At 47.1% G+C, this 15,137-nt stretch carries 12 protein-coding genes; 5 read left to right on the top strand and 7 right to left on the bottom strand.

Translation table 11 applies throughout. From position 1 onward, the window contains the following. Together ICN22_RS11185 and ICN22_RS05695 are read right to left on the bottom strand one after the other, a co-directional pair. Positions 1-3,525, bottom strand: a complete 3,525-nt coding sequence (locus ICN22_RS11185) for a UvrD-helicase domain-containing protein (RefSeq protein WP_369411566.1) — start codon at positions 3,523-3,525, stop codon at positions 1-3. Beyond that, complete coding sequence (locus ICN22_RS05695; RefSeq protein WP_369411565.1) at positions 3,522-6,554, bottom strand: PD-(D/E)XK nuclease family protein; 3,033 nt, start codon at positions 6,552-6,554, stop codon at positions 3,522-3,524. Before ICN22_RS05695 ends, ICN22_RS11185 begins: the two co-directional genes overlap by 4 nt. A gap of 79 nt (positions 6,555-6,633) precedes the next feature. Between ICN22_RS05695 and trxA the strand changes: the two genes are divergently transcribed. The 5 genes from trxA (at position 6,634) to ICN22_RS05670 (ending at position 12,165) form a co-directional block, all read left to right on the top strand. Beyond that, the gene (gene trxA / locus ICN22_RS05690) at positions 6,634-6,960 is read left to right on the top strand and encodes a thioredoxin TrxA (protein WP_215304272.1); all 327 of its coding nucleotides are present in this window, start codon (positions 6,634-6,636) and stop codon (positions 6,958-6,960) included. A 209-nt stretch (positions 6,961-7,169) separates the two neighbouring features. Further along, entirely contained in the window at positions 7,170-8,432 is a 1,263-nt protein-coding gene (gene rho, locus ICN22_RS05685; RefSeq protein ID WP_216169278.1) for a transcription termination factor Rho, read from the top strand. 155 nt (positions 8,433-8,587) lie between these two features. Beyond that, on the top strand, positions 8,588-8,935 hold the full coding sequence (locus ICN22_RS05680; RefSeq protein ID WP_216169277.1) for a type B 50S ribosomal protein L31: 348 nt from the start codon (positions 8,588-8,590) through the stop codon (positions 8,933-8,935). A 107-nt stretch (positions 8,936-9,042) separates the two neighbouring features. After that, complete coding sequence (locus ICN22_RS05675; RefSeq protein ID WP_216169276.1) at positions 9,043-10,770, top strand: ArnT family glycosyltransferase; 1,728 nt, start codon at positions 9,043-9,045, stop codon at positions 10,768-10,770. A 3-nt stretch (positions 10,771-10,773) separates the two neighbouring features. Beyond that, complete coding sequence (locus ICN22_RS05670) at positions 10,774-12,165, top strand: MATE family efflux transporter (RefSeq protein ID WP_216169275.1); 1,392 nt, start codon at positions 10,774-10,776, stop codon at positions 12,163-12,165. A 15-nt stretch (positions 12,166-12,180) separates the two neighbouring features. On the opposite strand, the gene ICN22_RS05665 is transcribed toward ICN22_RS05670, so the two are convergent. From ICN22_RS05665 to ICN22_RS05645, 5 genes are all read right to left on the bottom strand, one after another. Then, on the bottom strand, positions 12,181-12,669 hold the full coding sequence (locus ICN22_RS05665) for a glycine zipper family protein (RefSeq protein ID WP_216169274.1): 489 nt from the start codon (positions 12,667-12,669) through the stop codon (positions 12,181-12,183). 35 nt (positions 12,670-12,704) lie between these two features. After that, on the bottom strand, positions 12,705-13,196 hold the full coding sequence (locus ICN22_RS05660; RefSeq protein WP_216169273.1) for a hypothetical protein: 492 nt from the start codon (positions 13,194-13,196) through the stop codon (positions 12,705-12,707). A gap of 112 nt (positions 13,197-13,308) precedes the next feature. After that, positions 13,309-14,286, bottom strand: a complete 978-nt coding sequence (locus ICN22_RS05655) for a Bug family tripartite tricarboxylate transporter substrate binding protein (protein ID WP_216169272.1) — start codon at positions 14,284-14,286, stop codon at positions 13,309-13,311. 10 nt (positions 14,287-14,296) lie between these two features. Beyond that, a complete protein-coding gene (locus ICN22_RS05650) occupies positions 14,297-14,860 on the bottom strand; it encodes a disulfide bond formation protein B (protein ID WP_216169271.1) in 564 nt (187 codons plus the stop codon). Positions 14,861-14,865: 5 nt separating this feature from the next. Next, positions 14,866-15,024 (bottom strand): DUF5993 family protein, encoded by a 159-nt coding sequence (locus tag ICN22_RS05645; RefSeq protein ID WP_216169270.1) that lies wholly within the window; start codon positions 15,022-15,024, stop codon positions 14,866-14,868. Positions 15,025-15,137 lie beyond the last annotated feature (113 nt).

Genomic DNA, 15,137 nt, shown 5'->3' with positions numbered 1-15,137 from the left:
TTAAATAATTTCCTTGAGATCCCCCTTTGAGGAGATTAAAAAGGCCTTATTAGGCTTATCTTTCCGAATACGTGCGAGCTCAGCCTGATAGCCCTGTAATTGCTTGCGGTATTTATCGTACTTCTCATCACCCTCTTCTGGAATGGTGAGCTTGTAATCCAGGATGGCCAAGTGATCATCAAACTCTACTAGGCGATCCATGCGATAGCTTTTACCTTGCTCGTCCGCTATATCAATCTCATTCCAGGCCTGCACCCACTGATTATCCGTAAGGTAAGGCTTGAGTATGGGCGCATCCATGACAAGCTGGACACGCTCCATGAGTTTTTGGGCACGCTCTTGATCAATGCTGAGCCAATTCATGAGCTCTTGCTCGCTTGGCATTGCAACTACAGCTTGACTGCCAGAATGTGGGGTCAAGAACTCCAATAGCTTATGAAAATGCGTACCCTCTTCCAAAATTTCTGGGTCGGGCTGCGCCACTGCTTGTGCTTGCTCTTTTGCCTTTGTGGCAATGGCTAGTGCACCGCTTTCAATATTGGCAATGGTCTCTTGATGGGATTGCTTGGCAGCGTCCCATGACAATTGGAAATGATTTATCTGAAATAGTTCGCTATCGCTAGAGATCACCTGCTCTTGCTTTTGCGGGATCACTTCACCCAATTGAGTGGGATCTAAAATTGCCATACCAGCTGCCAGAGCCCTGCCATACCAAGATTTTTGGCTAATGCCATCTCTAATGTGAGAGTGCACCCCACTAATCCATAAGCCTTGCTGAGCGCGCGTCATTGCAACGTACAGAACGTTCCAATTTTCATTCTCACTCACTTCATTCTCTTTTTGATAGATTGCTGCGCGCTTCTCGGTCAAAGACTTCGCGGTATATAGGGATAGATGGCTTGGGCTAGTTTCATCCGGAGACCAATCGAGTAGGACTCCGCGCTTCGGTGCTTTCCACTCGGTATGGTTAGCATCTAGCATGATCACAAATGGCGCCTCCAATCCCTTAGCACCATGAATAGTCATGAGACGTACACGCTGATGCTGATCTTCCTCGGACATCTCACTATCGAGATCTACTTCACCAATATCTTCCTCGGCTCCAGCCTCTACATCCCCTTCATCAGGCGTCTCATCATCGTCACCCCGACGCATCGCATTAATCTCTTCAATAAAGCGACTCAAACTCGGATAGCGACCGCCATCTTGATTTAAGGCAAGTTCCAAGAACGCGTCTAAATTAGCTAGTACCTGTGCACGCGCTAGATTTTGAGAGGCCACTGCGTAGCTGACTCGTAAATTACTCTCTTGATAAATCAGATCAAGCAGGTCATGTACAGGCAATACTTCACCTAAACTTCTCCAGCGCTCCAAATAGCGTGCCGCTTTCTGAATCTCGGACTCAGAACTACTTTGTAAAGCATCCCACCAAGAGGTTTGGGTTTGACCTTGGCTCTCGCTTTGGCTGTCACCCACATGACTACTGAGCTTTTGCATTTGCTGCTCATTAAAACTAAAGATGGGACTACGCAATACTTGCGCCAATGGCAAGTCATGCCTAGGAGATACCAAGACAGTGAGCAAAGCAATTAAGTCATCAATCTCTAAAGTATTGAGAAGACCACCGAGGCGAGAACTGTCATAGGCCAAACCTGCCTCGCGCAGCGCTCGTTCAAATTGCGGTAGGTAGGTACGACGTTTAACGAGCAAGATAAAGTCGCTAGCTCTTGCTGGGCGCCAACAGTCTTTGCCATCTTTTTTATCAATCACTTGGCGAGTTGCCAATATATGATGAATCAAGCGACTGACTTGTTGACCCTCCCAGTAGCGTTGCTGTACACCCACAGTAAGCCCCAAATCCTCAATAGGGTTATCTAAAGCATTGCCAGTGCGCTCAGCTTGATCTTGTTCTATACGCTCAATTAGCGGCAATAACATTGCCTCACCCTTAGCAGCAAACTCGTGCTTAGCAATACCCTCTATTGGCGCCTTCCAGTCGGTATCCTGGTTTGAAAACTCATAACTTGATGGCACGGCATCCGTTAAAAAGATATTGTTCACTGCTTCGTTAATTGCATCCGCATTTCTGCGGGTGGTGTTTTTTTCTAGATACTTCGCTTGCAAAGTAGATTGCAGGAAAGTAGTTGCGCTAGTAAATAGTCTTGGGTCAGCGCGGCGGAAGCGATAAATTGACTGCTTCGGATCCCCCACAATAAATACGCTGGGGCGTGAGTCATCTTGTCCATAGCCCTCTAACCAAGATCGCAGAATCTGCCATTGCAGTGGATTGGTATCCTGAAACTCATCTATCAGAATGTGGCTGTACTTGGCGTCGAGCCTTGCTTGCAGGTAAGCGGCATTTGCTGGATCGGCCATCAACTGGCTCACACCAATCTCTAGGTCATCAAAGTCACGCACACGCATTGACTCTTTTGCCTTTTGCATATGCCCTAGCATGGCTTCACTCATGGCAAACCAAGCTGTGTTGAGTGCATAGGCTTCTTGATCATTTTGCCAGGCAAACCATGCCTCATATGCATCTACCCAAGCATTGCGAATGGAGGTAATTTGCGTTGGGTCACCGCCAGTCGCAGCAAGATGCTTCTGCATGGGTGAAGACATATTTGCTATGTCGTCTGATGGGGCGCGCTTCTGGTTTAAAAAGCAGCTTTGCCATGCATCCTCAATCTCCACGATAGAGCGCCCTGCCGCATGAAGTGCGATCGCTTGCTGAATCAGTGGCACCCTTTTCTTTTGAGTGGCAGTGCCATGACCAAAGCAATCAAGCATCACCTTTAGGTCTTCTTTAGTGCCAGGGCGTTGCCAAAATTCTTCTAGCGGGTTTGGCAAAGACAAATTAGGCAAGCATTGCGCTAAAGCGTCGACTGGACTAATGCCTCTAGCCTTACAAGAAGCTAAGAAGAATGTCCAAGCACCTCTTTGCTTAAAGAGGCTGTAATTGCCCATCAAAAACTTATCAGCTTCAAAGGCACCAAACTCTTTGAGTAAAACGTCAAAGTGTTTTTTAAGATCAGCGGGTAAATCTCCCCACCAATCTTGCATGCACTCTTCCTGCAAACGCTTAGCATCTTCACGCAGATTAAATCCAGGCTGAACTTCTGCTGAAATTGGTGCCGCTCCGAGAAGTCTTCCGAACCATCCATGGAAGGTATCAATCACAATCGATTGGGGGCTCATTAATACTTTAAGGTAAAGCGCTCTTGCTTGCGGCAATAACTGCTTTGCTTGTGCATTATCTAAGCCCCTGATGGTGAGCTCATACAAGAGTTGCTCATCAGTCATTTGAGAAAACTGTTCTAGCAATCCATACAAGCGGTCACGCATTTCTTGTGCGGCTTTGCGAGTAAAGGTCAGCGCTAAGATCTCTTGAGGCTTAGCGCCAGCAAGTAATAAGCGCACCATACGCGCAACTAGGAGCCAAGTCTTGCCGCTGCCCGCACAAGCAGAAACAATCACGGAGTTATTGGGGTTGCAGGCTAAGGGGTAATCAAACTTATCGTTCACCACATCCCCTTTCTACAAATTCCTCTAGCTTCGCAATACTGGCAAACGCTATCTGGTGCAAAAGCTTTCATGGGTTTGCGTGCCCATAAGACTTCTAAATCTTCACGAAGCTGCTCTGAAAATTGCTCCATCATCTCTGGCATCTTTTCAACTGGATGCGCTCTGACAATCCTGTCTTTGGCTTTTTTAAGATCTGCCTTTAGTGAAACCCACTCTGCCTGCTCAATAGTTCGCCCAGGAAGATGGGCTGCAATAGCATTCTCATTTACTGCGCGGGCATAGATTAATAATTGCGGGTCATCCAAAAGACGCTCCGCCCGCTTCTTGATTTTGGTGATACCTTGGTTCTTGTAATCAATGACTGCGGCAACATTGGACTGATTGGTGTTCACATCAAAGCGGTCAGCGCGCCCCGCAATCTCAATCTCCCTCTCGATACCATCAGCGTCAGTCAGTATGATGGTGAACCCGACTGATAGCTCAGCATCGTGATATTGCCAACCCTCTGCCTCACGCTGGAGTTGCCACTCTACAAAGCTAGGGATCTGCTTTTGCCAATCACGTAAAGTTCCAGTAACCCTGGCATCACCCTGAATCAAGCGCTCAAACTCTTTTTCTGAATGCTTTGTTAGATGCTCTTGCATCCACAGGCGGCGCGCATCTTCACCCCTCGCAACATTCGAATGGGATTTTTGCTCTTCTGTTTTTAATGCTTGGAAGAAGTTTTTAAGCAAGGCATGTAAAACCTGCCCTGCCAATGAAGCATCAAAGCCTTCCTCAAATTCTTTTGCCTTACGTAAACCCAAGATGCTACGGACATAGTAGCGATAAGGGCAATCTCTTAAAGCCTTATATGCACTAGGGGACATGCTAATCGGCAAAGCAATATCTGGATTAACCGTTGCGACTGACTCCTGCAATGGAGCGGAGTGATCTGCATGGGTATCAGGCTTTGCCTCTAGTATTGACCAACCTGGAAGTTGGGTACGTAAGCGACTAATCCAAGCTGACGGCCTGAGGGGTTCACCGCTTTTGCTCTTGCTTTGCCAAAGTAACTCAACCTGCGGGCAAGAGATTAACAATTGCGATAGATCTCTGGCCTGCTGAATATATTGCGCTGTAATGGTGGAGGCTTTTAATAAACGATTGAGCGCATCTGAGAAAAACAATGGCGGCTCAGAGAACGCTGGCAATTGCTGCTCATCACAACCAACTAAGACAAGGGCATCAAATTCACGCAAACGTGTTGAGCTCAAAGGCAGAATACTCAGCGTTGCTTCCGCTTGCTGTCCCACCTCTTGATAAGAGGCTTCTTCAATAACTGTCTTGAGTAAGCTCAGCCATTCTGGCAAACGCATACTAACTTGCCGATAAGCTCCCGCGCCCAGATCAAAGGTCTTGAGTACTTCAAGCAATTGTTTTCCGGCAGAATCTTTTTCAAGCTCTTGTACCATACCCATCTCTTGTAGATTGGCATTTAGAAGCGCATAAGCATTTTCACAATCGAGTTTGAGTTCGAGCCACTGCGCATGATGTCTTTGTAAGCCAGTAAGCAACTCTAAGAGTAATTCATGGGGCACGCTACCGCGCGAAGATGAATAAGCATTAGCTCGCTCAATAGCCGTCCGAAAAGTTTCCCAACCAGACTTTGCTTGGCTTGCAATCAAAATATCTTCAAGCTGCGCAATTAGACTGATACAAGCCTGTGGCGGCTTTTGTAAGGTGTGCGCAATATCAAAAAATGGATTTTGTAAAAACTCGAGCAAGGCACTGGCACTCGGCCCTTCTTTTGGCGAGCGAATTAACTCTAACCAACTATTGAGCGAGGCAGCAGCACGAGTAGTGGAAAGTTTCCAACCGGTTTCATCACGAATGCGAAGGCTAGGGCCAAAGCGCGACAGCAATGCCCGCGCCCTTCTTGCGGCCAAACGATCTTGTGCAACCAGGGCGATATTCTTCTTGCCTGCAATTAAGTGCGCCTCAATTGATTTGGCTGCTGCCCAAGCTAGCTCTTCAAAGCGTCTTGCTGCTAATAGCTTCCAGCCATCGTGAAAGTTTGCTTGAACATTTTGATCAATCAGGATCTGCTGTTCGCTATCTACTGTTTTAAGTTGCCCTTCAGCATTTTGACCACTTAAGGCTTCAGACCACAGCGCTACTGAATGCCAATCCATTCCAATGTTGACTACAGGTGCAAATTGCGAATACTCCTGTAAATACTGCGAGATTGTCTCTTGATCAATTGGCTTAGGATCAGCAGTCTCTACCCAGATCAAAGGCCTTGCAAGAGCTTGATTGGTACTGGCTGCTTGAAGATGGGCTGCTAAGGCGATGTGTTTGCGCATCACAGGATCACCAGGACTACTGAGATAGCGCCAGAAAGCTAATAACACTGTGGATTCTTGATCAACGACCTTACGAGATAAACCAACATAGGCTTTAGCGATTGCTTGATCTAAAAGTGTTTCTACTTTTTTCACCCATAACTCTGCGTCGAGGGTTTGGTTTTGCACCAAGGCGTTGATCTCACTTTGCATTAGCGGCACGACTGCCTCTGACAAAGAATCGCAAGCATCGATTACCGCCTGCGCTAATCCCCATGCACCCGCCTCACTCTCAGCTTTGAACCAGCTTTGTAATGTTTTATGTTTGCGTAGATTGATGTAAACGGATAACCAACGCTCCAGATTCGTTTGCCTCTTAGGAAACTTCCATGCACCTGGCGCTGCTTCTAGCCAATCGTTAAAACTCATCACTTGGGGCAGGAAGGCAATATGGCTTGGTAGATTCTTGGGTCGGTACTTTTCTAGGGCAACTCTCACTCCCATTAATGGGCCTGCCGTACTCAGTACCACTAAGGGACGTTGTTTGGTTTGCACTGCACAATTCCAAATACCCTCGGCGAGCGATTTCAGAGCACCAGCGTTGGGCGCTATCGACCAAGTATGTGGCTGCTGTTGTTCGTTTAGGGTTGGAAACGGGTGCGGCATTAAGGTGAGTTCTATGGCTTCTTTTGAGAATTTAGGCACAAAGTGTGGCTTATTGCTAATATAAGCGTTGTAAAGCAATAACTATATAAAACTAAATAAGACTAATTAAGGAATTTTCATGAGTGCCGGCATCAAATATGTAACTGACGCTTCTTTCGAAGAAGACGTTCTCAAGTCCGATAAACCTGTTCTCCTGGACTTCTGGGCTGAGTGGTGTGGTCCTTGCAAGATGATCGGCCCTATCCTTGAGGAGTTGGCTGGTGAGTACGGTGACAAGATCCAAATCGCCAAGATGAATGTGGATGAGAACCAAGGCGTTCCTGCCCAGTTCAATATTCGTGGCATTCCTACATTGATCCTCTTTAAGAACGGCACAGTTGCTGCTCAAAAAGTAGGCGCTTTGGCCAAATCCCAGTTGACCGCATTTATTGATAGTCATCTGTAGATAGTCCCAGATCACAGGTTCACTGGGTGAGCCTGTGGTTTTAGCTGTTTTTAGTGTAGTATCTGTTCTATTAGTAGTTCAACGCACTCAAGTGCACCTCTTTTCTAGCAAGCTCCCCCAAATACTCCGCTTTTCCAATCTGTCTGATGTTCATCTAGGCAGCGATACCCCAAAACACATTTACACCCTTATCTATACCCGAGAACCACATGCAATTATCTGAACTCAAAATACTCCACGTATCCGCCCTGCTTGAAATGGCAGCTAGCCTGGAGATTGAAAATACGCAACGGATGCGCAAACAGGAGTTGATGTTCGCCATTCTGAAAAAGCGCGCTAAGGAAGGTGAATCTGTTTTCGGTGACGGCACCTTGGAAGTCTTGCCTGACGGCTTTGGTTTCTTGCGCTCCCCGGACGCCTCTTATATGGCTTCTCCGGATGACATCTATATTTCTCCTGCGCAGATCCGCCGTTTTAACCTGCACACTGGTGACAGCGTTGAAGGCGAGGTTCGCACCCCTAAAGATGGTGAGCGTTACTTTGCATTAGTTAAGGTAGACAAGATCAACGGTTTGGCTCCTGAAGCATTGAAGAACCGCATCATGTTCGAGAACTTAACGCCTTTACACCCAAATCGCGTGATTCAATTAGAGCGTGACATCAAGGCGGAAGAGAATTTAACTGGCCGCATCATCGACATGATCTCCCCGATTGGCTATGGCCAGCGTGGCTTGATCGTGTCTTCGCCTAAATCCGGTAAGACCGTAATGATGCAGCACATTGCGCATGCGATATCTGCAAATAATCCTGATGCGATCTTGATCGTGCTCCTAGTTGATGAGCGTCCTGAGGAAGTGACTGAAATGCAACGCTCGGTACGCGGTGAAGTCGTTGCCTCAACATTTGATGAGCCAGCTGTGCGTCACGTTCAAGTTGCCGAGATGGTAATTGAAAAAGCCAAGCGCTTAGTTGAGATGAAAAAAGACGTCATCATCTTGCTTGACTCGATTACTCGTCTGGCTCGTGCTTACAACACTGTCATCCCCTCATCTGGAAAAGTACTCTCTGGCGGTGTGGATGCCAACGCATTGCAACGTCCAAAACGCTTCTTCGGAGCCGCGCGTAATGTGGAAGAAGGTGGCTCGCTCACTATCATTGCTACTGCCTTGATTGAAACGGGTAGCCGTATGGATGACCTCATCTACGAGGAGTTCAAAGGTACCGGCAATATGGAAGTGCACCTTGAGCGTCGTTTGGCCGAGCGTCGTGTTTACCCATCGATTAACCTCAATAAGTCCGGCACCCGCCGTGAAGAGTTGTTGGTTAAAGCTGAAAACCTTCAGAAAATCTGGGTATTGCGTAAGTTATTGGCCGATATGGATGATATAGAGGCAATGAACTTTATCGTCGATAAACTCAAATCCACCAAAAATAACGGTGAATTCTTTGATTTAATGCGTAAGGGCGGCTAATTTAGGCTCTCTAAGTCGGTAAAAGTGCGCTTTGTTGTTGATTTCATGGCATAATTTCGCTTTTACCGCTTTAATAATTGCATTTAACTTGGGTAAGTATTTAGGCCTCGTATTTTGTACCTCGCCAAAACGGCTGCCCGCTAATAGGATCAATAATGAAACCTGGCATTCACCCCGAATATCGTGAAATCGTCTTTGTAGACGTTTCTAATAACTTCAGCTTCAAGACTCGCTCCACTATGTCTACTAGAGAGACAATCAAGTGGGAAGATGGCAAAGAATATCCTTTGTCCAAGATCGAGACTTCATCGGAGTCACACCCTTTCTACACTGGTACCCAGAAGATTATGGATACTGCCGGTCGTGTTGAGAAATTCCGTCAGAAATTCGGTACTAAAGCGGTTGCTAAAGCTACTGGTGATGGCGCTGCTAAAACAGCTGAGAAAAAAGCTGCTGCTGCAGAAGCTAAAGCTGCTGAAAAACCAGCTAAGAAGAAGGCTTAATAATAGGCCTACTCAATTAAGGGGCTGGGGTTTAGATATTCACTATTCACCCTCCTCTGCGAGATAATCAAGGCAGCGTTTGCTGCCTTTTTTATTGCTAGTTTTTTATGGTTAAACTCACCGCCGCCGCCACCACCTCCATTCCACGCATCATTATTTTTGCGTTAACTTTAGTCTATGGTTTTGCTGGCCTCTTTCTGCGTGACCCTTGGAAGAACGAAGATGCCATCGGATTTGGTGGCATGTGGGCTTTGCAACACGGCAAAGCGCTTGATTGGATTGTTCCGCACCTTGCGGGGCGCGATATCTCTCTTGGCGCACCCTTTCCCTACTGGCTAGGTGCCACCCTAATGGATCTATTTGGTCCATTGATTGGCATGGCCAATGCGGCACGCCTCTATGCGGCAGTTTGCTTCTTTGCTGCCGCTCTAGCCATTTGGTATGCGACTTATTTATTAGGACGTCGCCCAGAGGTGCAGCCGATGGTACTGGCAGTGGGTGGTCAACCGGGTCGTAAAAATTACGGCATGACTTTGGCTGATGGCGCTCTATTGATTTTCTTAGCTTGCGTTGGACTTGCGCAACGTGCACATGAGACTACGCCGATGATGGCGCAACTGATGGGCATCAGCATTGTTTTGTACGGCACCGTCCGTGGTTTAGATAAACCTTGGCAAGGTGGCTTTTGGACTGGTCTTGGTATTGCGATCGCTGCCCTTTCAAGCAATCTCACACTGAGCCTTATTATTGTGAGTTCCACCATCATTGCAGTGATTGCGAGTAATGCAAAGTTACGTTTTCGTTGGACCTTAACTAGTACTGTTTTGGGTTTGATTGGTTTTGCGATTTGGCCCGCACTTTGGTATCTCGGTAATCTCACCCCTGAGTGGCGTCATATCGCCGAAGAAGGCTGGCGCAATATGCCAGAGATGCGCGCAACACCTTCTATTGAATCCCTAGGATTTTTAAGCGTTAACTTCTGGGCCTATGCCTGGCCGGTTTGGCCATTGGCCATCATCTCACTCGCGCACTGGGGTCGAGCAAAAGAGGCGGGGCAATGGCGCGCTCCACATCTGTGTATTCCGCTAAGCTTGTTTATTGGTTGTTTGATTTATGTTCTGTTCCGCTTAGAAGCAAACGAACATGACCTCATTATTTTGATTCCGAGTTTGTCTATCATTGCTGCATTTAGTTTGCCGATTCTGAAACGTGGCCTAATTAGCTTTATTGATTGGTTTGCGATGTTTAGTTTCACCATCATTGCTTTGGCCATTTGGATTATTTGGCTAGCAAAAGTGACTGGCTTCCCAGAATCCACTGCTGCCAATTTGGCAAGATTATTACCTGGCTTCCAGGCACAGTTTGATTACATTGGTTTTCTTATTGCCCTTCTAATTACCGGCATCTGGTTGGCAATTGTGCGCTGGAGAACTTCTCGCGCCCCTAAAGAAATCTGGCGTTGTCTCATCATCTCCGCCTCTGGCACTACCTTGATGTGGGTGCTGTTGATGACCTTGTGGTTACCAACAATTAATTATGCTAAGACCTATCGTTATGTTTCTGATCGCCTGGTTGCGATTATTGCCAATACGCCAGGATGTATTGACACCACCAATCTAGGTGCCGCTCAGTTAGCTTCATTTGGTTATTTCACAAAACTGCCTTTACGTGATGATTCCAGCTGCAATCTGATGTTGACTCACAGCTCCTCAGAGGCCAAGGCATACGCCAGTCTCAATAAAAAGAAAATTGAATTACTCTGGGAAGATCGCCGTGCGTCTGACCGTGATGAGCGTCTACGTCTCTATCAAATTACCCCTGCAGGCAAAGAATAAAACGTGTTGCACTTTAAATTATCGCGTCTGCGCGAGGATATTCCCTCCCTTCTAAAACTTGCTGGCCCACTACTGATTGGTCAGTTAGCAGTGATTGCCTTTGGTGTTTTAGATACTGCGATGACTGCGCGCTATTCTGCCGATGACTTGGCTGCTCTGGCGATGGCTTCAGCTATCTTTATCAGCATCTATGTTGGTCTGACTGGCGTGATCTCTGCCCTCGCCCCAATTGCAGGACAACTCTTTGGCGCTAAGCGTTTTGGTGAGATTGGTGAAGAAGTACGTCAAGCCACCTGGCTCGCTCTTGGCCTCACCTTATTGGGTACTGCAATCTTGCTCAATGCAGATTACTTATTACAAATCTCTCAGGTAACGCCAGACATTGAGGGCAAGGCTAAGCTCTATCTGAATATCCTTGCAATTGGTTTACCCGCCAGTATGGCCATGCGCGTGCTCATGGCGCTTCACAATGCTGTGTCAAGACCAACCGTCATTACGGTAGTGCAACTGATTGGTTTGGGCTTAAAACTACCACTTAATCTCTTATTTATTTACGGGGGCTTTGGCATTGAGGGTATGGGCGGTCCAGGTTGCGCAGTAGCCACTGTCATCATCAGCTGGTTCTGGCTCATCATCACTCTGGGCTTTGTACTCTTCGATAACTTCTATAAGCCATTCAAAATCTTTGTATGCTTTAGTTGGCCAAACTGGCATCGCATCTGGACCCTACTCAAATTAGGTGCGCCCATTGGCTTTAGTTATTTAATTGAAGTGACCTCCTTCACCTTTATGTCACTCTTTATTGCGCGCCTGGGTACTACCGCTTTAGCTGGCCATCAAATTGTGGCCAATATGGGAACGGTGATTTATATGGTGCCCTTATCCTTATCGATTGCCACAATGACTTTGGTATCGCAATCGATTGGCGCAGATAAACAAGAGCGTGCAGAAGAAATTGGCTGGTCGTCGGTTTTCTTCACAACGACCTTGTGTGTTTTTATTGGTGTGATGGTGTGGATTTTTAGAGTGCAATTGCTAGATCTTTACGACCCACCGGAAGAGGTGAAGGTATTTTCTATTCCACTCTTTTTGTTTATTGCTTTTTACCAGCTCTTTGATGCCCTGCAAGTGACTGCAGCATTTATTCTGCGTGCCTATCGTATTGCCTTTTGGCCTATGCTGATTTATGCAGGCTCACTTTGGGGTGTTGGACTTGGTGGTGGCTACTTGATGGGCTTTAATGCCTTTGGCAATACCCCGGAGTTTTTGCAAGGTGCTAATGGCTTTTGGGCTGGCAATAGTATGAGCTTAGGATTGGCTGCACTGTTATTACTCTACCTCTTTAGAAGGACGGCAGCACGATTTGAGAAAACGCATCCGCCGGTTGAGGTTTAATTACAGTAAATTGTTTTACTGAATGGGTTTAAATCCACTGCTTGGAGGTCTGTAGTTAGAACTACCACCCTGCGATGGATAGCTCGGTACCTGATTACCCTTGGAGTACATGCACTGCTGATAAGCGATGTTGTATTGCGCCTGAGCCTGATTTTGTTTACCTGAAGAATTCATGGCACCCATAGCTGCGCCACCGAGCAAGCCAACACCAGCACCAGTGCCAATGTTCTGACTACTACCCCCCTGAATCACTGCACCAGCAGCCGCGCCTAAGGCAGCGCCAATGGCAGCACTAGTTGCACCTTCTTTTAAAGCAGCATTACTAGTATCTTTAATTGCATTTGCGGCAAACTCACGGCACTGCTGATCGTCCTGCTGGAACACATCAAAAGGTTTGCCTTCACGCGGCATGATCGCAATGGTTGGGCCAGTTGGTGCAGAGACACAAGCAGCTAAAGAGGCTACAGTGCTGATGATGGCCAAAGTCAGTACGGCACGTTTCATATTCATTTCCTAAATTGAGTCACTTAGTTAATTGCTTAATTTTGTCTGTACTGTTTGGTAGGCGCGTTCCCAGATGGCGGCATCGCCGGCTGAGTTTGCCAACCTGATGCACAACTTTGCACGTATGGGAAATATTGCTCACTCGCCGCACAGTAATACCAAACTGGCGCCTGAGGCTGGGAAGCTAAAACCATGGGCTGCTGAGGAGCTGCATAGCTTACTACTGGTGGCGCCGCATAAACCACGGGTGGCGAATAGTAAGCACCAGCATAAGGGCAACCATAGCCAGGACCGTAATATCCGCCTCGCCAGCCTGGACCCCATCCACCACCATAACCTGGCCCGTATGCTGCTGGGCGCCAACCACCGCCATGGCCACCACCGTAACCGCCCCCAACGGAGACCGCCCAACCAACATTACCTGCCTGAGCTGGTTGTGGCGCAAGCGCTAATAATCCCGCTACCGTGAGGAGCGCCAGCATCACTTTAGAGATGCTAATTGGGTATTGCAGTTGAGCTGTTTTCATAGTGGACCCTTTGAATTGCTTACCTTCTACTACTTATAACGCTCCATCCAAACCTAGGCTGACAGGAATTGGGTATTTATTGAGATATTTATTACTTTGCTGCATCGAACTACTACTCTAATTTTGCGCCTGATTTGTAAATAACCCTACCCCATTTATTGGTCTCGGATTGAATCAGCTTATTGAGCTCTTGAGGGCTTCCTGGCGCTGGCTCCAAACCACTAGCGCGCAGCTTGTTTTTGACTTCGGTCTGATTGAGGGTTTGGCGAGTCAAGGTATTTAAACGCTGTTGTAAAACTGGGGGTAGATTTGCTGGCGCCATGAGAGAGAACCATGATGTAGCCTCAAATCCCGGCAAGCCTTGCTCTGCCATTGTCGGAATCTCTGGAGTTGCTGGTGAGCGTTTTAAGGTCGTTACTGCCAAAGCCTGAACCTCTCCTGCCTTAATCAAAGGTAGCGATGAAGACAGGTTGTCAAATAGCATAGAAATACGTCCGCTGAGGAGATCGGGCAAGGATTGGGCTCTTCCTTTGTAAGGAATGTGACGAATCTGCACGCCAGTCATTTCTTTAAAGAGTTCGCCAGACATGTGCAATGAAGTGCCGACACCAGAAGAGCCAAAAGTAAGCTCATTCGGTTTAGCTTTGGCAAGCTCAATCAGTTCATGAAGATTGTTGACGCCCAACTTCTTATTCACTACCAATACATTGGGCGTACTCGCCAAAAAACTAATGGGCGTGAAATCATTGATCGGATGAAAAGACAACTTGTCATAAAGAGCGCCGTTGATTGCATGGATGCCCACCGTGCCAATCAGAAGTGTGTAGCCATCTGGCTCGCTCTTAGCTACTAGGTCAGCGCCAATATTGCCGCCGTAGCCGGGACGATTTTCTACTAGCACTGGTACACCTAAACTTTTTTGCCAACTCTCAGCCAGTACCCGCGCCAAAATATCGGGCGCTCCACCTGGCGTAAAGGTCACTACAATTTTGATAGCCTGTTTAGGCCAAGCAGTATCAGCTTTGATTGTTTGGGATTTGACAGGACCAGTAAGGCCTAAGCAAAGCAGCAGAGCTACAAGATACTTCACGGAAGCCGACTTAAAAACCAAAACGTGTACGCAACCAAATCCATCCCTCGTATTTAACGGGATCGTCAGCACAAGGGCCAATGCCGCATTCCAACAGAGTGGAAGCTAGGTTAGCAAACACTAAAACAATAAATAGCATGATTAATGTATTGGCAAGCAGTGAACGCGAGCGCACGTCTCGGTTAGGTAGCATCAATAGAATTGCGAGTCCTGCGATGAGGCCAAGGTAAGCCACAAAAGCCCAAGTGTAGAAGTGCAGTTCCAAAAAGGTGGCGCCAAATCCTTTGTCTCCTGGCAAAACATGCAAGAGCACTTGGCGTAATGACACCATCATGCCAACCAAGCCGCCAATGATGCCCCAGCCGTAGTGAGCAGAATGCGCTCCACAACGAATATTGAGCACCAATGCAAAACCGATAATCACAAAACCCATGCGTTGCATAAGGCACAGTGGGCAAGGCAATTCACCGAAATACAGTTGGTCGACAAAGGCATAAGACAGCATGCCAATAATCGCCGCTAAAGCCAGCTGATTACCAAGACCTGCTAGAGAAAAAGAAAATTGCTTACTCATCTTCATTAGAAATTCAGATTGAGATGACTGTTGGCATGAATGCGGAACCAGAACAACAAAATGCCAACGGTAATAGCAAGTACAACTAAACCTGCCAGACGTTTCTCAAACCACACAAGGACAAGACCGATAAAGGCTGTCAGGAAAGGTAGAAACATATACATGAATGAATTCTATCGCAGGTCGATCCAGACCCAATAACAAGTGACTCAAAGGGTCTTTTGTATAGAATGAGTTTATAAAATCCAACCCACCTTGCATCGACCTCCCATTACAC

This window comes from Polynucleobacter bastaniensis (genome assembly GCF_018882205.1).
In the GTDB taxonomy this organism is placed as follows: Bacteria; Pseudomonadota; Gammaproteobacteria; order Burkholderiales; family Burkholderiaceae; genus Polynucleobacter; species Polynucleobacter bastaniensis.
This window is presented reverse-complemented; position numbering and strand designations above follow the sequence as displayed.

Excerpts from the sequence above, each read along its gene's own strand:
- trxA (WP_215304272.1), top strand. The coding sequence starts at position 6,634 with ATGAGTGCCGGCATCAAATATGTAACTGACGCTTCTTTCGAAGAAGAC.
- rho (WP_216169278.1), top strand. The coding sequence starts at position 7,170 with ATGCAATTATCTGAACTCAAAATACTCCACGTATCCGCCCTGCTTGAA.
- ICN22_RS05680 (WP_216169277.1), top strand. The coding sequence starts at position 8,588 with ATGAAACCTGGCATTCACCCCGAATATCGTGAAATCGTCTTTGTAGAC.
- ICN22_RS05675 (WP_216169276.1), top strand. The coding sequence starts at position 9,043 with ATGGTTAAACTCACCGCCGCCGCCACCACCTCCATTCCACGCATCATT.
- ICN22_RS05665 (WP_216169274.1), bottom strand. The coding sequence starts at position 12,669 with ATGAAACGTGCCGTACTGACTTTGGCCATCATCAGCACTGTAGCCTCT.
- ICN22_RS05660 (WP_216169273.1), bottom strand. The coding sequence starts at position 13,196 with ATGAAAACAGCTCAACTGCAATACCCAATTAGCATCTCTAAAGTGATG.
- ICN22_RS05650 (WP_216169271.1), bottom strand. The coding sequence starts at position 14,860 with ATGAGTAAGCAATTTTCTTTTTCTCTAGCAGGTCTTGGTAATCAGCTG.
- ICN22_RS05645 (WP_216169270.1), bottom strand. The coding sequence starts at position 15,024 with ATGTATATGTTTCTACCTTTCCTGACAGCCTTTATCGGTCTTGTCCTT.